This is a genomic window from Streptomyces sp. LUP47B (genome assembly GCF_001746295.1).
In the GTDB taxonomy this organism is placed as follows: Bacteria; Actinomycetota; Actinomycetes; order Streptomycetales; family Streptomycetaceae; genus Streptomyces.
The window spans coordinates 120,137-139,796 of sequence record NZ_MJAH01000013.1; the positions used below are offsets into that span (position 1 = coordinate 120,137).

The window sequence follows — 19,660 nt, forward strand, 5'->3', positions numbered from 1 at the left end:
GGCCGGGGCGCACCGCCCCGGCCGGAAGCCGGAACACGACCGGGGGACCGGGTCTCGTGCGTCGGGGCCCGGGGAGGAGCACTCTGGAAGCAGAGGTTTTCCGGAGGTGACCCCATGACGCACACCGCAGTCGGATGGCACGTCGAGCTGGAGTTCCGGGAGGACGAACGGCACACGGAGGCCGCCGCGCTGGTCCGCCTGCCCGACGGGACCGAGATACGGGCGCACGGACACGCCAGCCGGCACCGCAGCGACTCCAATCAGCCGCGGATCGGCGAGGAGGTCGCGGGGGCGCGGGCGCTGAACGAACTCGCGATGCAGTTGCTGACCAAGGCGCACGACGAGATCGACGAGGCGTCCGGCCGGACGTCCCACTCGATCAACGTGTAGCCGTCACAGGGCCGCCCGCACCGCCCTGACCAGAGCCTGGGCCCGGGGATCCGCCGTGACCGTCTTGCGGAACCCGTTGGTGACATAGCCGAAGGCGATGCCCGCCTCCGGGTCGGCGAACCCGAGTGAGCCACCGCGGCCGGGGTGCCCGAAGGAGCCGGCGCCGAGGAACGGCGACGCGCTGCCGTGCAGCATGTAGCCCAGTCCGAAACGGGTGTTCACGACGAGCACCCGGTCCGGACCCGCCGACTCCTCGGTGCGGGCGAGGTCGACCGTGGCCGGGTCGAGGAGCCGCACCCCGTCGACCTCGCCGATCAGCGCCGCGTAGATCCTCGCCAGCCCGTCGGCCGTCGCGATCCCGTTGGTCGCGGGCAGGGCGCTCGCCCGGTACTCCGGTGCGTTCTGGTCGGGGAAGGGGGTGATCGCGGCGAAGGCGCGGCGGGTGAGGGAGCCGGGATCCTCGTAGGCCTCGGTGACGGACCGCTTGGGACGCGCGCGCAGGCCGCCGGTCGGCTCGGGACCTTCGACCCGTCCGACCCGTCCCGTCCGCCCGGCCGCCTCCTCCTGCTTCGGCAGCCCGAGCCAGAACTCGGCCCCCAGCGGCCCGGCGATCTCCCGCGCGATCCACTCACCGGCCCCGAACCCGGTCACCCTGCGCACCAGTTCGTCCAGCAGCCAGCCGTACGTCAGCGCGTGATACCCGTGGTCCGTGCCCGGCTCCCAGGCGGGTGCCTGCGCGGCGACCGCCTCGGGGCCCTTCAGCGGGTCCAGGGCCTCCTCCGGGGTGAGCGGCCGGTCGATCACCGGCAGCCCGGCCCGGTGGTTCAGCACGTGCCGGACCAGCACCCGCTCCTTGCCGCGCGCCTTGAACCCGGGCCAGTACTCGGCCACCGGCGCGTCCAGGTCCAGCTCCCCGCGCTGGTGCAGCATCAGGGGTACGGCGGCGGCGACGCCCTTGGTCGCCGAGCGCACGAGCTGCGCGGTGCCGTGCCGCCACGGCTCGGTGCCGTCGATGTCCCTGGTGCCGGCCCACAGGTCGACCACCTTGCGCCCGTCCCGGTACACGGCGACCGCCGCGCCCCGGTCCCCGAGCGCCTCGAAGTTCCGCGCGAACACATCCCTGACCGGCTCGAAGCCCTCGGCGACTGTGCCGTTCACGTCCACGCCCGTACTCCCTCTACTGCCGCCCGGTGCCTGCCTCAGCCAAGCAGAATCGTCACGTCGATGTTCCCGCGGGTCGCGTTCGAGTACGGGCACACCTCGTGGGCCGCGTCCACCAGCTTCGCCGCGAGACCCGCGTCCAGGATCGGCAACGAGACGCTCAGGGCGACCGCGAGGCCGTAGCCGCGGTGCTTGTTGGGGCCGATGCCGACCTTCGCGGCGACCGTGGAGCCGGTCAGGTCGTAGCCCTCGCGGTTGCCGACGAGGATCAGCGCGTTGTGGAAGCAGGCGCTGTACCCGGCGGCGAACAACTGCTCCGGGTTGGTGCCGTTGCCGTCCCCGCCGAGCGCCGGCGGCATCGCCACCTTCAGCTCGATCTGCCCGTCCTGGCTGGTGACATAGCCGTCCCGGCCGCCGTGTGCCGTGGCCTCGGCGACATACATGATCTTCGTCGGCCGGGTGTCGACGGCGGTTTCCTCAGGCATGGCTGGTCTCCCCCCCGGAGAAGTGCGCGCAAGTACATCGTGCACAAGGTACCGGCCGGTAGGTCGGCCCAGGGCTACCAGGGGGTGGCAACCTCGGGTAACAGGAGGTCAGCGGGGGCGCTCGGTAGCTCCGTGCGCTCTTTCCGCGAGCCCCCACAACTCCTCGCGCAGTCTCGCGGCCCCCGTGGTGTCGAGCCCGGTCGCGGAGAGGAGGGCGCCGGGGACGGCTGCCGCACGCTCCCTGAGTTCCTCCGCGCGCCCCGTGCACGCCACCAGCACCGAGCGCTCGTCGCTCGCCGCGCGCTCCCGGCGTACGAACCCCGCGCTCTCCAGCCGCTTGAGCAACGGCGAGACCGTGCCGTAGTCGAGGCGCAACGCGGTCGCCAGCTCCTTCATGCTCGTCTCCCCGCGCTCCCACAGCACCAGCAGCACGAGGTACTGCGGGTAGGTGAGCCCGAGCTCGTCGAGGAGCGGCCGGTACGCGGCCGTCACCGCGCGCTGAGCGGCGTACAGCGCGAAGCACAACTGGTCGTCGAGCAGCAGCGATCCGGCGTCCTCTTCGTTCGTCACGCGCCCATTGTCACGGACCGCGGATCGAATCCGAAGGGCAACTCCAGCCGGTGGGCCCGCATCAGCTCGTCGTCGGCGAGGAGTTCGGCCGTCTTCCCGTCCGCGGCGATGGTGCCCTCGCTCAGGATCAGCGAGCGCGGGCACAGCTCCAGCGCGTACGGCAGGTCGTGCGTCACCATCAGGACCGTCACGTCCAGCGAGCGCAGGATGTCGGCGAGTTCGCGGCGGGAGGCCGGGTCGAGGTTGGAGGACGGCTCGTCCAGGACGAGGATCTCCGGCTCCATCGCCAGCACGGTGGCCACCGCCACCCGGCGCCGCTGGCCGAAGGAGAGGTGGTGCGGGGGCCGGTCCTTGAACTCCGCCATGCCGACTTGCGTCAGCGCCCGGTCGACGCGCTCCTCCAGCTCGGGCCCCCTGAGCCCGGCCGCCGCCGGTCCGAACGCCACGTCCTCGCGCACGGTCGGCATGAAGAGCTGGTCGTCGGGGTCCTGGAAGACGATGCCGACCTTGCGCCGGATCTCGGCCATGTGCTTCTTGTCCACGGGCAGTCCGGCGACCGTCACCGTGCCCACGCCGCCGCTCAGGATGCCGTTGAGGTGCAGCACCAGCGTCGTCTTGCCGGCGCCGTTCGGACCGAGCAGCGCGACCCGCTCACCGCGTGCGATCGAGAAGTCCACGCCGAACAGGGCCTGGTGGCCGTCCGGGTAGGCGAAGGCGAGGCCGGAGACCTCCAGGGAAGCAGTGCTCACAGGGCCCATCCCAACACACAGACGACAAGGGCGGCGACGGGGAGCGCGAGGGCGTACGACCACTGCCCCCGGGACGCGGTCACCTCGTCGATGACCGGCATCGAACCGGCGTACCCCCGGCTGACCATGGCCAGGTGCACGCGCTCGCCGCGTTCGTAGGAGCGGATGAACAGCGCGCCGGCCGACTTCGCGAGGACTCCCCAGTGCTTGACGCCGCTCGCCTCGAACCCCCGCGACTCCCGCGCGATCCGCATCCGCCGCATCTCGTCGGTGATGACGTCGCCGTAGCGGATCATGAAGGACGCGATCTGGACCAGCAGCGGCGGGAGTCTGAGCCGTTGCAGTCCGAGCAGCACCGAGCGCAGTTCGGTGGTGGACGCGAGCAGCACCGAGGCGGCGACCCCCAGCGTGCCCTTGGCGAGCACGTTCCAGGCGCCCCACAGGCCGCTCACGCTCAGGGAGACCCCGAGCACCTCGACCCGCTCGCCCTCCGCGACGAACGGCATCAGCACCGCGAACGCCACGAACGGCACCTCGATCAGCAGCCGCTTCAGCAGGAAGCCGGCCGGCACGCGCGCGGCGTACGCGACGACACCCAGGAGGACGGCGTACAGGCCGAACGCCCACATCGCCTCGCGCGGGGTCGAGACGACGACCACCACGAAGCCGAAGGCCGCCGCGAGCTTCGTGTGCGGCGGCAGGGCGTGCACCGGCGAGTGGCCGTGCCGGTAGAGCCGGTGCGCGTGTCCGGCGCCCATCTCAGACGCCCGTCCCGACGGGACCGGTGTCGGCCGTGCGGCGCCTGCGCACCACCCAGAACACCGTGCTGCCCGCGACGACGGTGACGCCGACGCCGATCACGCCCGCCAGCCCCCCGGACAGGCGGGCGTCCTCGACGTCCTTCACGCCGTAGTCGGCGAGCGGCGAGTCCGCCGTGGCGTGCTTCTCGGTCCTGGCGTCGATGCCCTTGTCGGCGGCGACCTTCTCCAGCCCGTCCGGGTCGGCGGACGCGTAGAAGCTGACGAATCCGGCGAGCACCAGGGAGGTGACCAGGCCGGTGATCCACACCTTGCGGTGCGAGCGGGCGGCGGCCGGGGCGGGCTCGGCGGGCACGTCGACGAGTTGACCGTCCACCCGCAGCTTCAGCTTCTGCCGGAGGCCGCGGGCGCCGTACACCAGGTCGGGGCGTACGGCGACGACGGCGCCGACCGTCAGCGCGGTGATGGCCGCCTCGCCGATGCCGATGAGGACATGGACGCCGATCATCGCGGTGGCGACCTTGCCGATGGAGACGTCGGTGGTGCCGCCGACGGCGTAGATCAGGGTGAAGGCGACGGCCGCGGCGGGGACGGAGAGCACGGCGGCCACGAAGGAGGCGGCGGTGATGGACCCGCGCCGGCGCGGGAGCACCTTCACCAGCCCGCGGAACACGGCGTACGCCACGATCGTCGTGACGACGGCCATGTCGGTGATGTTCACGCCGAGCGCGGTCAGGCCGCCGTCCGCGAAGAGGATGCCCTGCATCAGCAGGACGACCGAGACGCACAGGACCCCGGTGTACGGGCCGACGAGGATCGCGGCCAGTGCCCCGCCGAGCAGATGTCCGCTGGTCCCCGCGGCGACGGGGAAGTTCAGCATCTGCACGGCGAAGATGAACGCCGCGACCAGGCCGGCCAGCGGCGCGGTGCGTTCGTCCAGCTCGCGGCGGGCGCCGCGCAGGCTCACCGCGACGGCGGCCGCGGCGACGACTCCGGTAGCTGCCGAGATGGGGGCGTCTATGAATCCGTCAGGCACATGCACCGTTCGATGATAGTGGCTTGTTGCGAACTCTTTGCAAGAGGGCCTCGCCGCGAACAGCAACTCGCAGGCTTTCGGTCCAGGGCGCGGAACACGGGAAATGTGCGACGCTGGGAGGAGAGTGGACGCACAGCTTCCGCACAGGTTACGCAGCGTGAGAGGCCCGTCACGATGTCTGTAGTCGAACAGTACGCACGAGCCCACATCGTTTCGGACGTGGACATCGCCGAGGACGAGGCGATCCCGGTGGTCCTGCGCTACGACCCGGAGACCGACCCGCGCTCGGTACGGATCCGCTTGCCGGGCACCCCCGAATGGACCTTCTCGCGGGCGCTGCTGGAACAGGGACTCAGAGCGCCGGTCGGCAGCGGCGACGTGCGGGTGTGGCCGTGCGGGCGGGTGCAGGCCGTGGTGGAGTTCCACTCCCCGCACGGGGTGTCGGTGGTGCAGTTCGAGCAGAAGGCCCTGCTCAGGTTCCTGCGGCGAACGTACACGGCCACGGCACCCGTGCGGGGCTGAGCGCCATAGGGCTCAGCCGCCCATCTTCAGCAGGGTCGCCACGATCGGCCCCGCCGTGTCGCCGCCGTGGCCGCCCGCCTGGACGACGCCCGCGGCCGCGAGGTCGCCCCGGTACGCGGTGAACCAGCCGTTCGGCTTCTTCTGGCCGTCGACCTCCGCGGAGCCGGTCTTCGCGCCGACGTTGCCGTAGACCCCGGACATCGCCTCGGCCGCCGTCCCGTAGCCCGCCGTGTACGCCATCAGCTCACGCAGCTGCGACAGCGTGCCCGAGGACATCGTGCGCGAGGCGGTGGCCAGCGTGCGGTTGTCGACCGAGGGGGAGACCAGGTAGGGCTGCTTGAAGGTGCCCGACTCGACGGTGGCGGAGACGGACGCCATGTTCAGCGGGTTCATCCGGACGGCGCCCTGGCCGATGAGCGAGGCCGCCTTCTGGGCCGCGCTCTGCACCGGCACCGAGCCGTCGAAGGACGGGACGCCGATCGCCCAGTTGTCCATGGACAGGCCGAAGACCTGCTGGGCCTGCTTGGTGAGGCTGTCGTTGTCCAGCTTGCCCGCCTGGCTGATGAAGGCGGTGTTGCAGGAGCGGGCGAAGCTCGCCTTGAAGGTGCCGCCCTTGATCTCGAACTTGTCGTCGTTCTGGAACTTCCAGCCGCCGTACGTGAAGTACTTCGGGCAGGGGTGCGCCTTGTCCGCCGACGCGAGGTCCTTGTCGATCAGCAGCGACGAGGTGATGACCTTCATCGTGGAGCCCGGGGCGAGGGAACCCTGGAAGGCGGTGTTGAAGCCGTGGCTCGCGTTCGCCACCGCGAGGATCTCGCCGGTCGACGGACGGAGTACGACGACGGAGGACCGCGCCTGCTTGGCGACCTGCGCCTCGGCCGCCGCCTGGAGCGTCGGGTTCAGGGTCGTCCTCACGGTGCCGGGGGTGCCCTTGCTGAGCTCCACCAGCGTCTTGTCGGAGGACTTGGAGCCCTTCCCGCGGACCACCCGCAGCTCGATGCCCGCCTTGCCGCCGGCCTTCTTGCCGTACTTCTCGCGCAGGCCGTCCAGCACCGTGCCGAGCGACGGGTACTCGGCCTCGGTGATCTCGCCGCCGTTCCGGTCGACCGCCTTGATCGGCGGGGTCCCGGACTCGCCGGTGACCAGGGTGTCGCCGTCCTTCAGATCGGGGTGGACGACCGAGGCGGTCCAGCCGACCTGGGGCTTGCCGGTGGCGGTGTCGCGGACAACGGTCAGCGAGCTGCCGTACGTCAGCGGCTTGCTGATGCCCTTGTACGTCACCGTGGCCTTCACGGAGAAGGGCACCTTGTCACCGGTGCGGGTGCCCGGGGTGAGGGCGACGCCGGTGAGGTGGGCGTCCTTGGTGTAGCCGGTGAGGAGGGCGGTGGCGGCCGCGCTGTCGCTCGTCGCGGCGGCGGCCGCGCTCACCCTGCCCTGCTGCCAGGAGGTCAGGAAGGTGGTCGCGGTGGTGGTCACCTCGGTCGCCGACAGCGGCCCGGTCTTGACCTTCGGCTTGTGGTCCGCGGCGGACACGGACGTGTTCTGCGTCCGGTCGTCGGCCGCGGCCCCGGCACCGTAGAGCGCGTAGACGCCGAAAGCGGCGCCGCCGACGACCACGGCGATCATCCCGCCGACCACGGCGGGCTTCGTCTTCCGTCGCTCGGCGACGCGCCTTCTGCTACCCACGGCTTCCGTTTCCTCCGCCAGTTCCCAGGGTCCCCGTTGCCCTCATCCATCCCAACGACGGCCACAGCCTAGAGTCCCTGTCCCGCACGGGTGACGTCAGCCTGCGGCTCGTAGCACAGCTGCGACAATCGGGCCCGCCGCGTCGCCGCCGTGGCCGCCCTCCTCGGTCATGGCCGCGGCGGCCATGTCGTTGCGGAAACCGGTGAACCAGCTGTTGGACACCTGCTGCCCGTCGACCTCCGCGGAACCGGTCTTCGCGCCGATGTCACCGCCGAGTCCCGCCATCGCCTTGGTCGCCGTGCCCTGGGTCGCGGTGAGCCGCATCATCTGCTTGAGCTGGGAGGCGGTGTTGTACGGCAGCCCCTTCGCGGTGGCCAGTTCGCGGTCGTCGAGCTTCGGCGAGACCAGATAGGGCTGGCGGAAGGCGCCGGTGATCGCGGTGGCCGTCACCGAGGCCATGTTCAGCGGGTTCATCTGGACCTGGCCCTGGCCTATCGCGTTCGCCGCGCGGTCGGGACCGCTGACGGCGGGCACCTTCCCGTCGAAGGAGACGACGCCGGTCTTCCAGTCCTCGCCGATCCCGAACCGGTTCTGGGCCTCCTGCGTCAGCGACTCGTCGGTGAGCGGCTTCTCGTCGATCAGCTTGATGAAGGCGGTGTTGCAGGACCGCATGAAGCTGTTGGCCAGCGAGGCGCCCTCGTTGGGCTGCATGCCGGTGAGGTTCTTGAAGGTCTGCCCCTGCCACACGGCGTCGGGCGGACAGGGCGCCGGGCCGTTCATCGAGGTCACGCCGTTGTCGATGAGCATCGCGGCGGTGATGATCTTCATGGTGGAGCCGGGGGCCTTGGTGCCCTCGAAAGCCGCGTTGAAGGCGTCCGTGCGGTTGTTGGCCACGGCCAGCACCTCACCGGTGCTGGGTTTCACGGCGACGACCGACGACTGGCCGTACAGCTTCACGGCCTTCTCTGCGGCCGACTGCGCGCTCGCGCTGATGGTGGTCTCCAGCTTGCCCGCCTTGCCCTCGGCCAGGGTCAGCAGCGAGGTGTCGGGACTCTCGTCCGGGTGCTTGATGACCAGCTCGATGCCGGGGGTGCCGCCGGCCTCGGTTCCGTACTTCTCGCGCAGGGCGTCCAGGACCGGGCCCAGCGACGGGTACTTCTCCTTGGTCAGCACGCTGCCGTCACGGGCCACCGCCTCGATGGCCGGGTTCTCGGACTCCCCGGTGACCAGCCGGTCGTCCTTCTGGAGCTTCGGGTACACCACGGAGGGCTGCCAGTCGACGAGCGCCCTCCCGGTGGTCACCCCGCGCACGACGGTCAGCTTGCTCTGGTACGCCAGCGGCTTCGACTTCCCGTCGTAGGAGACGGTCGCCTTCACGCTGTACGGCACGGTGGCGCCGGTCGCCTTGCCGGGGGTGATCCGCACATGACCGATGTGCGCGTCCGCCCCGTAGGCGGTCAGCAGCGCCTCGGCCGCCGTGTTGTTGTTCGTGAACGCGGACGCGTTCGCCGCGTCGCCCTTCTCCCAGGCGGCGAAGAAGTCCTTCGACGTCTTCGCGATCTCGTCGGCGGTGGGCGGCCCGCTCCGCTTGGCGTCCCCGACACCGCCGCTCCCGTCGTCGCGCATCGCCGAAACGAAGTTGTACGCCCCGTATCCGGCCCCGCCGACCATCACGGCGAACACCGTGCTGACGACAGCGACCTTCACCCCCTTGGCCATGGTTGGCCCCCTCCCCGATTCCCCGTTGTTGTGGGAACTCTAAGCGGGAGGTGTGACACGAGGGGTAAGAGTTTCCCGATTCGTCGAAGCAGGTGCTCAATCACATACGTGAACCCTGGACCTCTAGACCCACGTATCCAGCCACATCCGCGACCGCCAGTCGTCGATCGGGATGCTCGTGCCCGTGTACAGGGGCCAGAAGTAGATGAAGTTCCAGGTGATCAGGAGGACCAGGACTCCGGCCGCCGTGGCGCCCGCGACGCGGCGGGAGTCCTTGGAGCCCGGGGGGCCGACGAGGGCGCCGATGAGCATGGCGACGGCCAGACAGAGGAAGGGGAGGAAGACGATCGTGTAGAAGAAGAAGATCGTGCGTTCCTGGTAGTGGAACCAGGGGAGATAACCGGCCGCGATACCGCAGGCGATGGCGCCGGCGCGCCAGTCGCGGCGGAAGAACCAGCGCCACAGGACGTAGAGGATCGCGAAGCAGGCGGCCCACCACAGCAGCGGTGTGCCGATCGCCAGGACCTCGCGGGCGCACTTCTCGCCCGCGTCGGCCGGGCAGCCGTCGGTGCCGGGCGCGGGGGACTCGTAGAAGTACGAGACCGGGCGGCCGTCGACGATCCAGCTCCACGGGTTGGACATGTACGTGTGCGGCGAGGACAGGCCGACGTTGAACTTGTAGACCTCGTGCTCGTAGTGGACCAGGCTGCGCCACCAGTCCGGCAGGAAGGTCCAGCTGCCGCCCTGACCGTCGTTCGCGGCCCAGTTGCGGTAGTAGCCGCCGGTGCCGTCCGCGGGGGAGAGGATCCAGCCGATCCACGAGGTGAGGTAGGTGACGACCGCGACCGGCGCCATGGCGAAGAACGCGATGCCGAAGTCGTACTTGAGGACCGCCAGGTAGGGCTGGCGGGCGCCCGCGACCTTGCGCGAGCCGACGTCCCACAGGACCGTCATGATGCCGAAGGCGACGAGGAAGAACGCGCCGTTCCACTTGGTGCCGATGGCCAGACCGAGGAGCAGGCCCGCCAGCCAGCGGTAGGGGCGCAACCCCAGGAACAGGGTGTCCGCGATGTGCGCGTCGGGGCGCACGAGGCCGTGGGAGTCGACCGGCAGCGCGGCCGCGAGTTTCTCCCGTGCCCGGTCCCGGTCGATGACCAGGCAGGCGAACGCGGCCAGCACGAAGAACATCAGCACACCGTCGAGCAGCGCGGTCCGCGCCATCACGAAGGCCAGGCCGTCCACGGTCATCAGCGCGCCCGCCAGGCAGCCCAGGAACGTGGAGCGGAAGATACGGCGGCCCACCCGGCACACGATCAGCACCGACAGCGTCCCCAGCAGTGCCGTCATGAACCGCCAGCCGAACGGGTCGAACCCGAACATCAGCTCGCCGAGTCCGATGACGTACTTGCCGACCGGCGGGTGCACGACATAGGCGGCGCTCGTCGGCAGCGGAACGTTCCCGTTGGAGTTGAGGATCAGACTGTCGACGTTCTTGTCCCAGCTGAGCTCGAAGCCGCGGTGGACGAGCGCCCACGCGTCCTTGGCGTAGTACGTCTCGTCGAATATCACCTTCTTCGGGCTGCCCAGGTTCCAGAACCGCATCAGCCCCGCCACCAGCGTCACGAGCAGCGGCCCGAGCCAGCCCGACCAGCGCGCGATCCGCTCGGCGAGCGTCCGGGGCACGCCCAGGACCTGCCACATCCGCGCACTGGGCTCGACGAAGGGCGGCACCAGGCGCTCGCGCACATCGCTTCTGGCCTCGGCCGTGTAGCCGAAACGGCGCAGCCTCTGCTGCCACGACGGCCGCCGGTCCTGGGGGGCCTGGTCCTGCCGGGTGTCCGTGGAGGACGCGGTACTGGTCACCGCGCCATCGTAAGGAACGGCGCTGTGTGAGTCCCGTGCATGGGTGGATGCGTCCGGTTCGGGGCGCCCCTGGGAGGATGGGGGTGTGACTGGAACCCTTGTCTTGGCGGGCACCCCCATCGGCGACATCGCGGACGCTCCTCCCCGCCTGGCGGCGGAACTGGCCGGGGCCGACGTGGTCGCGGCCGAGGACACCCGGCGGCTGCGGCGGCTCACCCAGGGTCTTGGCGTGACCCCCAAGGGGCGGATCGTGTCGTACTTCGAGGGCAACGAGGCCGCCCGTACGCCCGAACTCGTCGACGAACTCCTCGGCGGCGCCCGCGTGTTGCTCGTCACCGACGCCGGGATGCCGTCGGTGTCCGACCCCGGGTACCGGCTGGTCGCCGCGGCGGTCGAGAAGGATGTCCGGGTCACGGCCGTACCGGGACCGTCCGCCGTCCTGACCGCGCTCGCGCTGTCCGGGCTGCCCGTCGACCGGTTCTGCTTCGAGGGGTTCCTGCCGCGCAAGGGCGGTGAGCGGCTCGCACGGCTGCGGGAGGTCGCCGACGAGCGGCGCACCCTGGTGTACTTCGAGGCTCCGCATCGGCTCGACGACACCCTCGCGGCGATGGCCGAGGTATTCGGGGCGGAGCGACGGGCGGCGGTGTGCCGGGAGCTGACGAAGACGTACGAGGAGGTCAAGCGGGGGGCGCTGGGCTTTCTCGCCGAGTGGGCCGCGGAAGGGGTCCGGGGGGAGATCACCGTCGTGGTCGAGGGGGCGCCCGAGAAGGGGGCCGAGGAGGTCGACGACGCGGAGCTGGTGCGCAGGGTGCGGGTGCGGGAGGAGGCGGGTGAGCGGCGCAAGGAGGCGATCGCCGCGGTGGCCGTCGAGGCGGGAGTCCCCAAGAGGGTTGTTTTCGATGCGGTCGTCGCGGCGAAGAACGCCCCTTCCTGACGCCCCGCATGAAGTGGGTCACACCCGCTCTGAGCAGGGCGCATGACTTCTGAGCGTGCGCCCCATGTGCCGGCAAAGCGGTGTCTCGGAATGCAAAGCTCCGCGCGGTCTGGCGGGGCGGTTTGGCAAGTAACGTCCAAATCGCCTCCAACAGTCGACAGGCCTGTCGCGTTCGGGTCCGGGGAGGCGTCCACTGGGGTCAGGGACGTATCCGTCCTACGAACCAGCGGACACACAGGAGCTGGCATGAGCGAGATCGCAGGGCACCCCGGTGCGACAGCTGTCGTCAACGAGTCCTATTCCTTCGCCTGCATGCGCTGCGGGCACGGGTGGGAGCAGTCGTACGAGATAGAGCACCACATCGACGGCGACGGCCGGGAGTTCGTGCAGTACGTGGTGAACGGACAGGTCGTGCCCTCTCCGCTCTCCAGGCCCGCGTGCGCGAACTGCGACCACCACGTCGTACGGATCATGCGGCCCGGCCGGGTCGCGTCCGCCCGTGACGCGGCGCACCAGCAGCACCGCACGCCCCCCGCGGGGCCCGTGGAGGCACCGAGGGCCGAGGGCGAGGCGTCGGGCGAGGAGCACCACTGGCACCTGGCCGATCTGCTGCACGTGTTCCAGCGCAAGGCGAGCTGACCGCTCCGGCATCCGGGTGGGCATGCCCCTTTCGTAGGATCGGGGCATGCCTTCGAACAGCCCCCGCGAGAAGAACGCGGCGCCGCCGCTCCCGGAGCCCCTCCGGGTGCCGGTCGCCGACTCCCACACCCATCTGGACATGCAGGACGGGACCGTGGAGGAAGGGCTCGCGAAAGCCGCGTCGGTCGGGGTGACCACGGTCGTCCAGGTCGGCTGCGACGTACGGGGCTCCCGCTGGGCGGCCGAGACGGCTGGTCGCTACGACGCCGTCCACGCCACCGTCGCCCTGCACCCCAACGAGGCGCCCCGGATCGTGCACGGCGACCCCGACGGATGGTCGCGGCAGGGTGCGCGCCGGCCAGGGGGCGCGTCGGCGCTTGACGAGGCGCTCGCGGAGATCGACCGCCTGGCCGGGCTCCCGCAGGTCAAGGGCGTCGGTGAGACGGGCCTCGACCACTTCCGCACCGGGCCCGAGGGCAAGGACGCGCAGGAGATGTCCTTCCGCGCCCACATCGAGATGGCCAAGCGGCACGGCAAGGCGCTCGTCATCCACGACCGCGACGCCCACGCGGACGTCCTGCGCGTGCTGAAGGAGGAGGGCGCCCCCGAGCGCACCGTCTTCCACTGCTACTCCGGTGACGCCGAGATGGCGGAGATCTGCGCCGCCGCGGGATACTTCATGTCCTTCGCCGGCAACGTCACCTTCAAGAACGCCCAGAACCTGCGGGACGCGGTGGCGGTGGCCCCGCTGGAGCTGTTGCTGGTGGAGACCGACGCGCCCTTCCTGACGCCGGTGCCGTACCGCGGACGGCCCAACGTCCCCTATCTCATTCCGGTCACGGTGCGCGCCATGGCCGCCGTGCGCGGTATCGACGAGGACGCGTTGGCCACGGCACTCGCCGCCAACACCGCACGCGCCTTCGGGTACTGAGCCCATCGAACGTAACTCCGGGTAGTCGTGTCACTTTGGAGAGTGACGACCGCTCCGCTAGGTTCTGTGGGCCCGATCCGGACCCCGCTGGACCCCTCGGCCCCTGGAGCGTGTCGGCGTGAGCAACTCGCAGTACGAGACGTACGAGACATACGGGCCCTACGAGCCGTACGGCCCGCCCCCCGCCGATCCGCAGACCGCGGAGACGCTCGCCTACGGGCTGTACGGGGCACCCGACCCGGGCCGGACGCTGGCGTACGAGGACACATACCGGCCCGCGTACGAGGAGTCGAACCCGGCGCCCACGCCGTCCCCGCGTGCCGAAACGGGTCGGGCCGCGCACCGGCGCAGGGCCCGGTACACGGAGCGCCCGGACAGCGCGATGCGCCGACTGCTTCCGCAGGCGCTGGTGGTCGCGTTCCTGGCGGGCGGTACCACGGCGTTCGTCGCCAAGGACAAGGCGATCGAGCTCAGCGTCGACGGCAAGCCGCGGACCCTGCACACCTTCTCGGACGACGTGACCGAACTCCTCGCGGAGGAGGGAGTCGCGGTGGGGGCGCACGACGTCGTCGCGCCCGCCCCCGGCGAACAGCTCGCCAGCGGGGACGAGGTCGCCGTGCGGTACGGGCGTCCCGTGCGGCTCACGCTCGACGGGCACCGGCGTGAGGTGTGGACCACGGCACGCACGGTGGACGGGGCACTCGAACAGCTGGGGGTGCGCGCGCAGGGCGCGTATGTGTCCACCTCGCGCTCCCGTCCGATCGGGCGGGAGGGGCTCGCGCTGGACGTGCGGACCGAGCGGTCCGTGACGATCATGGCGGACGGCCGGGCGCGCACGATCCGGACCAACGCGGCGACCGTGGGAGAGGCCGTCGAGGCGGCCGGGATCACACTGAGCGGCATGGACACCACCTCGGTGGCACCCGGGAGTTTCCCGCGCGACGGGCAGACCGTCACGGTGCTGCGGATCACCGGGACGAAGGAAGTGCGCGAGGAACAGATCCCGTTCCGGGAGGAGCGGAGCGAGGACGACTCCCTCTTCAAGGGCACGGAGGTCGTCGAGCAGGCGGGGGTGCCGGGGGTACGACGGATCACGTACTCCCTGCGGACCGTCAACGGGGTCCGGCAGAAGCCGCGGCGGACCAGGGTCGAGTTGGTGCGCGAGCCCCGGACGCAGCGGGTCAGGGTGGGCACGAAGCCGATGCCCACGTCCGTGCAGGGAGCGGACCACCTCAACTGGCAGGGGCTCGCGGCGTGCGAGTCCGGGGGGCGGTCGAACGCGGTGGACGCGTCGGGGACGTACGGAGGGCTGTATCAGTTCGACACGAGGACCTGGCAGGGCCTTGGCGGCTCGGGACGGCCGCAGGACGCGCCCGCGGCCGAACAGACGTTCCGCGCGAAGAAGCTGTACGTGCGGCGGGGGGCGAGCCCGTGGCCGCACTGCGGGGCTCGTCTGCACGGGTGAGTGCGGCGCTCACGGCCCCGTACCCTTGGGGCCGTGAGCAGCAGCCCCTCCCCAGACGCCCTCCTCGGCCCCGCCGACATCCGTGAACTCGCGGCCGTCCTTGGAGTCCGCCCCACCAAACAGCGCGGCCAGAACTTCGTGATCGACGCGAACACGGTCCGCCGTATCGTCAGGACCGCGGGCGTCCGCCCCGACGACGTGGTGGTGGAGGTAGGGCCCGGGCTCGGCTCGCTCACCCTGGCGCTGCTTGAGGCGGCGGACCGCGTCACCGCCGTGGAGATCGACGAGGTCCTCGCCTCCGCACTGCCCGCGACGATCGCCGCCCGCATGCCGGACCGGGCCGACCGCTTCGCCGTCGTGCACTCGGACGCGATGCACATCTCCGGCCTCCCCGGGCCCGCGCCGACGGCACTGGTCGCGAACCTGCCGTACAACGTCGCCGTACCCGTGCTGCTGCACATGCTCGAGACCTTCCCGAGCATCGAACGCACCCTCGTCATGGTCCAGGCGGAGGTCGCCGACCGGCTCGCCGCACCGCCCGGTTCGAAGGTGTACGGCGTCCCGTCCGTGAAGGCCAACTGGTACGCCGAGGTCAAGCGGGCCGGGTCGATCGGCCGCACCGTCTTCTGGCCCGCACCGAACGTGGACAGCGGGCTCGTCGCGCTGACCCGCAGGACCGAACCGATCAAGACCAGCGCGTCGAGGCGCGAGGTGTTCGCGGTCGTCGACGCGGCTTTCGCCCAGCGCCGCAAGACGCTGCGGGCCGCGCTCGCCGGGTGGGCGGGTTCGGCCGCGGCCGCCGAGACGGCCCTCGTGGCGGCGGGGGTCTCGCCCCAGGCCCGCGGCGAGTCGCTCACCGTCGAGGAGTTCGCCCGCATCGCTGAGAACAAGGAGCCCGGTCAGCAGTGAGCGTCACCGTCCGCGTCCCCGCCAAGGTCAACGTCCAGCTCGCGGTGGGCGCCGCCCGCCCCGACGGCTTCCACGACCTCGCCAACGTCTTCCTCGCGGTCGGCCTCTACGACGAGGTGACCGTGACGCCCGCCGACGAGCTCCGCGTCACGTGCACGGGCCCCGACGCCGCCGAGGTCCCCCTCGACCGTACGAATCTCGCGGCCCGCGCGGCGATCGCCCTCGCGGAGCGCCGCGGGCTCGATCCGGCCGTGCACCTCCACATCGCCAAGGACATCCCCGTCGCCGGTGGCATGGCGGGCGGCAGCGCGGACGGGGCCGGTGCGCTGCTGGCCTGCGACGCGCTGTGGGGGACGGGTGCCTCCCGTGCGGAACTGCTCGAGATCTGCGCCGAGTTGGGCAGTGACGTGCCGTTCAGCCTGGTGGGCGGGGCCGCGCTCGGGACGGGCCGCGGGGAGAAGCTGCGCACCCTCGAGGTCGGCGGCGGCTTCTCGTGGGTGTTCGCGATGGCGGAGCGCGGGCTGTCGACCCCGGCCGTCTTCCGGGAGTTCGACCGGCTCACCGAGGGCCTCGACGTCCCCGAGCCCGTCGCCTCCGAGGACCTGCTCGACGCGCTGGCCGGGGGCGATCCGGACGCGCTCGCCGCCGCCGTCTCCAACGACCTCCAGCCCGCCGCCCTCTCGCTCTTCCCGGAGCTCGCCGACACCCTCGCGGCCGGCAGCGCCGCGGGTGCCCTCGCCGGGCTCGTCTCGGGCTCGGGCCCGACCACGGCGTTCCTCGCCCGCGGCGCCGAGTCGGCGGCGAAGATCGCGGACGCGCTGCGTGTCTCCGGCACGTGCCGGACGGTGCGGGTCGCGTCGGGGCCGGCGCCGGGTGCGACGGTGCTCTGACCCGGCAGGAAAGCCTCGGGGCGAGGGGATGTCGCGCGCCGGACTACCCTGGAGGGTCGATCGATCCCCCTGGGCAGGAGAGAAATGGCCGTCAATCTGGTCAATGTCGAGAACGTCAGCAAGGTGTACGGCACCCGTGCCCTGCTGGACGGTGTCTCGCTCGGCGTCTCCGAGGGTGATCGCATCGGCGTCGTGGGCCGCAACGGCGACGGCAAGACCACCCTGATCCGCATGCTCGCCAAGCTGGAGGACGCCGACACCGGGCGCGTCACGCACTCAGGCGGGCTGCGGCTGGGCGTCCTCACGCAGCACGACTCCCTCGACCCGACCGCCACGGTGCGGCACGAGGTGATCCGGGACATGGCCGACCACGAGTGGGCCGGCAACGCCAAGGTCCGCGATGTGCTGACCGGACTGTTCGGCGGGCTCGACCTGCCCGGCTTCCCGCAGGGCCTCGACACCGTCATCGCGCCGCTCTCCGGTGGCGAGCGCCGCCGTATCGCCCTCGCCAAGCTGCTCATCGAGGAACAGGACCTGATCGTCCTCGACGAGCCCACCAACCACCTCGACGTCGAGGGCATCTCCTGGCTGGCGAAGCACCTGCGCGAGCGGCGCTCGGCGCTCGTGTGCGTCACCCACGACCGGTGGTTCCTCGACCAGGTCTGCACGCGCATGTGGGACGTGCAGAAGGGCGACGTCTTCGAGTACGAGGGCGGGTACTCCGACTACGTCTTCGCGCGGGCCGAGCGGGAGCGGATCGCCGCCACCGAGGAGACCAAGCGGCAGAACCTCGTCCGCAAGGAGCTGGCGTGGCTCAGGCGCGGCGCCCCCGCGCGGACGTCCAAGCCGCGGTTCCGGGTGGAGGCCGCCAACGAGCTCATCAAGGACGTGCCGCCGCCGCGGGACAACAGCGAGCTGATGAAGTTCGCGTCGTCTCGGCTGGGCAAGACCGTCTTCGAGCTGGAGGACGTGACCGTCCAGGCCGGGCCGAAGGTGCTGCTGAAGCATGTGACCTGGCAGCTCGGTCCGGGTGACCGGATCGGCCTGGTGGGGGTCAACGGCGCGGGCAAGACGTCCCTGCTGCGGGCCATGGCCGAGGCCGCGCGGACCGAGGGCGAGACACAGCCCGTGGGCGGACGGGTCGTGGTCGGCAGGACCGTCAAGCTCGCCTATCTCTCGCAGGAGGTGGCCGAACTCAAGCCCACGCTGCGGGTGCTGGAGGCCGTCCAGCAGGTGCGGGAGCGCGTCGACCTCGGCAAGGGGCGCGAGATGACCGCCGGCCAGCTGTGCGAGACGTTCGGCTTCAACAAGGAGAAGCAGTGGACGCCGGTCGGGGATCTCTCCGGCGGTGAGCGGCGGCGGCTGCAGCTGCTGCGGCTGCTGATGGACGAGCCCAACGTCCTCTTCCTCGACGAGCCCACCAACGACCTCGACATCGAGACCCTGACCCAGCTGGAGGACGTCCTCGACGGCTGGCCCGGCTCGATGGTCGTCATCTCCCACGACCGGTTCTTCGTCGAGCGCACGACCGACCGGGTCTTCGCGCTGCTCGGGGACGCCACCCTGCGGATGCTGCCGCGCGGTATCGACGAGTACCTGGAGCGGCGCCGGCGGATGGAGGAGGCGGCCGCGGCTTCGGCGCCGGTGGTGGTGAAGCCGGTGGCCGAGAAGAGCTCCGCGGATCAGCGGACCGCGAAGAAGGAGCTCCAGAAGATCGAGCGGCAGCTCGACAAGATCTCCGCGAGGGAGACGAAGCTGCACGCGCAGATCGCCGACAACGCCACGGACTTCGCGAAGGTGGCCTCCCTCGATGCCGAGCTGCGGGATCTCGCCGGGGAACGGGAGGAACTGGAGATGCGCTGGCTCGAGCTGGCCGAGGACGCGTGAAGGTGCGGCACATCATCCTCGAATGACAGGAAAGCCAGGAATTAAGCTCTTCCGGGACACTTCTCACCGGTAGGGGAAGCGCAACGTCGAACTAGCGTGTAGCTTCCGGGGGCATGAAGGGCGGGGGTCCTGGGAGAGTGCCTCTGTCCGTGCGGATCAGTGGGCATCCATAGTGGGGCCTTCACGCGGATCCATGGGGGGACTGGGGGGTTGCTCGATGGGAGTTCGGCTCATGGTGGTCGACGACCACCGATTGCTCGCCGAGGCGCTGGCCTCGGCGCTGAAACTGCGCGGGCACCGGGTGCTCGCGGCGGCGGCGCCTGCCGCGGGGGCGGCGGAGCTGGTGATCAGCCGGGCGCCCGAGGTGTGCCTGCTGGGGACGGCCACGCCGGCCGAGCCGGGGATGTTCGACCCGGTCGTGCGGATCAAGCGGGAGCGGCCGCAGGTGGCGGTGCTGGTGCTGGGCCCGGTGCCCAGCCCTCGGGGGATCGCGGCCGCCTTCGCCGCGGGGGCCTCCGGTTATGTGCGGCACGACGAGCGCATCGAGGGGGTCGAGCGGGCGATCATGAAGGCTCGGGCGGGGGAGGCGGCGGTTGCCCCGCAGTTGCTTCAGGGGGCGTTCAGTGAGCTGCTGAACCCAGCCGCCCAGCCGGACGACGAGGGGCAGCGGCTGCTGCAGATGCTGACGCCCAGGGAGGTGGAGGTGCTGGTGCGGGTGGCCGACGGCGAGGACACGCGGCTGATCGCGGCAGGGATGGGGATAGCGCCGTCCACCGCTCGTACCCATGTGCAGCGGGTGCTGATGAAGCTGGGGGTGGGGTCGCGGCTGGAGGCGGCGGCGTTGGCGGCTCGGACGGGGTTGCTGGATCGGGCGGGGCCGGTGGGGGGGCCTCCGGCGGTTTGACGGGTTTGCCTGCGGCGGCCCGTTTCGGTTCGGTGGGGGCGGGCGTTTTTGCGCAGTTCCCCGCGCCCCTGGATGCCTGCGGCGGCCCGTTTCGGCTTCGGTGGGGGCGGGTGTAGCGCGTGGGGTTCGGTGGGTGGGTCGGGGCCGGGGTGGGGGGTGTCC

19 protein-coding genes are annotated in these 19,660 nt (G+C 71.2%); 10 read left to right on the forward strand and 9 right to left on the reverse strand.

What is annotated here, in order from left to right:
- Positions 1-114: 114 nt before the first annotated feature.
- Positions 115-390, forward strand: coding sequence for a DUF1876 domain-containing protein (locus BFN33_RS33550; RefSeq protein WP_069763946.1), 276 nt, complete (start codon positions 115-117; stop codon positions 388-390).
- Positions 391-393: 3 nt separating this feature from the next.
- On the opposite strand, the gene BFN33_RS33555 is transcribed toward BFN33_RS33550, so the two are convergent.
- The 6 genes from BFN33_RS33555 to BFN33_RS33580 form a co-directional block, all read right to left on the reverse strand.
- Positions 394-1,554, reverse strand: coding sequence for a serine hydrolase domain-containing protein (locus BFN33_RS33555; RefSeq protein WP_069763947.1), 1,161 nt, complete (start codon positions 1,552-1,554; stop codon positions 394-396).
- 35 nt (positions 1,555-1,589) lie between these two features.
- Positions 1,590-2,036, reverse strand: coding sequence for an organic hydroperoxide resistance protein (locus BFN33_RS33560; protein WP_069763948.1), 447 nt, complete (start codon positions 2,034-2,036; stop codon positions 1,590-1,592).
- Between the two features lie 108 nt (positions 2,037-2,144).
- Entirely contained in the window at positions 2,145-2,606 is a 462-nt protein-coding gene (locus tag BFN33_RS33565; protein WP_069763949.1) for a MarR family winged helix-turn-helix transcriptional regulator, read from the reverse strand.
- Positions 2,603-3,364: an energy-coupling factor ABC transporter ATP-binding protein gene (locus tag BFN33_RS33570; RefSeq protein ID WP_069763950.1), complete on the reverse strand. Its 762-nt coding sequence runs from the start codon at positions 3,362-3,364 to the stop codon at positions 2,603-2,605. The genes BFN33_RS33565 and BFN33_RS33570 overlap by 4 nt, the downstream gene beginning before the upstream one ends.
- A complete protein-coding gene (gene cbiQ, locus BFN33_RS33575; protein WP_069763951.1) occupies positions 3,352-4,113 on the reverse strand; it encodes a cobalt ECF transporter T component CbiQ in 762 nt (253 codons plus the stop codon). Before cbiQ ends, BFN33_RS33570 begins: the two co-directional genes overlap by 13 nt.
- A gap of 1 nt (position 4,114) precedes the next feature.
- Positions 4,115-5,155 carry an energy-coupling factor ABC transporter permease gene (locus BFN33_RS33580; protein WP_079141133.1) on the reverse strand — a complete coding sequence of 347 codons (1,041 nt, stop codon included), beginning with the start codon at positions 5,153-5,155 and terminating at the stop codon, positions 4,115-4,117.
- A 168-nt stretch (positions 5,156-5,323) separates the two neighbouring features.
- Between BFN33_RS33580 and BFN33_RS33585 the strand changes: the two genes are divergently transcribed.
- Positions 5,324-5,671, forward strand: a complete 348-nt coding sequence (locus tag BFN33_RS33585; RefSeq protein ID WP_069763953.1) for an SsgA family sporulation/cell division regulator — start codon at positions 5,324-5,326, stop codon at positions 5,669-5,671.
- 12 nt (positions 5,672-5,683) lie between these two features.
- On the opposite strand, the gene BFN33_RS33590 is transcribed toward BFN33_RS33585, so the two are convergent.
- The 3 genes from BFN33_RS33590 to BFN33_RS33600 form a co-directional block, all read right to left on the reverse strand.
- On the reverse strand, positions 5,684-7,357 hold the full coding sequence (locus BFN33_RS33590) for a penicillin-binding transpeptidase domain-containing protein (RefSeq protein WP_069763954.1): 1,674 nt from the start codon (positions 7,355-7,357) through the stop codon (positions 5,684-5,686).
- A 96-nt stretch (positions 7,358-7,453) separates the two neighbouring features.
- On the reverse strand, positions 7,454-9,076 hold the full coding sequence (locus BFN33_RS33595; RefSeq protein WP_069763955.1) for a penicillin-binding transpeptidase domain-containing protein: 1,623 nt from the start codon (positions 9,074-9,076) through the stop codon (positions 7,454-7,456).
- 123 nt (positions 9,077-9,199) lie between these two features.
- Positions 9,200-10,939 carry a dolichyl-phosphate-mannose--protein mannosyltransferase gene (locus tag BFN33_RS33600; protein ID WP_069763956.1) on the reverse strand — a complete coding sequence of 580 codons (1,740 nt, stop codon included), beginning with the start codon at positions 10,937-10,939 and terminating at the stop codon, positions 9,200-9,202.
- An 85-nt stretch (positions 10,940-11,024) separates the two neighbouring features.
- On the opposite strand from BFN33_RS33600, the gene rsmI reads away from it, so the two are divergent.
- The 8 genes from rsmI (at position 11,025) to BFN33_RS33640 (ending at position 19,498) form a co-directional block, all read left to right on the forward strand.
- Entirely contained in the window at positions 11,025-11,873 is an 849-nt protein-coding gene (gene rsmI / locus BFN33_RS33605) for a 16S rRNA (cytidine(1402)-2'-O)-methyltransferase (RefSeq protein WP_069763957.1), read from the forward strand.
- Positions 11,874-12,119: 246 nt separating this feature from the next.
- Complete coding sequence (locus BFN33_RS33610) at positions 12,120-12,512, forward strand: hypothetical protein (protein WP_069763958.1); 393 nt, start codon at positions 12,120-12,122, stop codon at positions 12,510-12,512.
- 46 nt (positions 12,513-12,558) lie between these two features.
- Positions 12,559-13,443, forward strand: a complete 885-nt coding sequence (locus BFN33_RS33615) for a TatD family hydrolase (protein WP_069763959.1) — start codon at positions 12,559-12,561, stop codon at positions 13,441-13,443.
- 118 nt (positions 13,444-13,561) lie between these two features.
- On the forward strand, positions 13,562-14,908 hold the full coding sequence (locus BFN33_RS33620; RefSeq protein WP_069763960.1) for a resuscitation-promoting factor: 1,347 nt from the start codon (positions 13,562-13,564) through the stop codon (positions 14,906-14,908).
- A gap of 33 nt (positions 14,909-14,941) precedes the next feature.
- Entirely contained in the window at positions 14,942-15,817 is an 876-nt protein-coding gene (gene rsmA, locus BFN33_RS33625; RefSeq protein WP_069763961.1) for a 16S rRNA (adenine(1518)-N(6)/adenine(1519)-N(6))-dimethyltransferase RsmA, read from the forward strand.
- The gene (locus BFN33_RS33630) at positions 15,814-16,707 is read left to right on the forward strand and encodes a 4-(cytidine 5'-diphospho)-2-C-methyl-D-erythritol kinase (protein WP_069763962.1); all 894 of its coding nucleotides are present in this window, start codon (positions 15,814-15,816) and stop codon (positions 16,705-16,707) included. Before rsmA ends, BFN33_RS33630 begins: the two co-directional genes overlap by 4 nt.
- A gap of 84 nt (positions 16,708-16,791) precedes the next feature.
- On the forward strand, positions 16,792-18,594 hold the full coding sequence (locus BFN33_RS33635; RefSeq protein ID WP_069763963.1) for an ABC-F family ATP-binding cassette domain-containing protein: 1,803 nt from the start codon (positions 16,792-16,794) through the stop codon (positions 18,592-18,594).
- A 217-nt stretch (positions 18,595-18,811) separates the two neighbouring features.
- A complete protein-coding gene (locus BFN33_RS33640) occupies positions 18,812-19,498 on the forward strand; it encodes a response regulator transcription factor (protein ID WP_079077117.1) in 687 nt (228 codons plus the stop codon).
- The last annotated feature ends 162 nt before the right edge of the window (positions 19,499-19,660 follow it).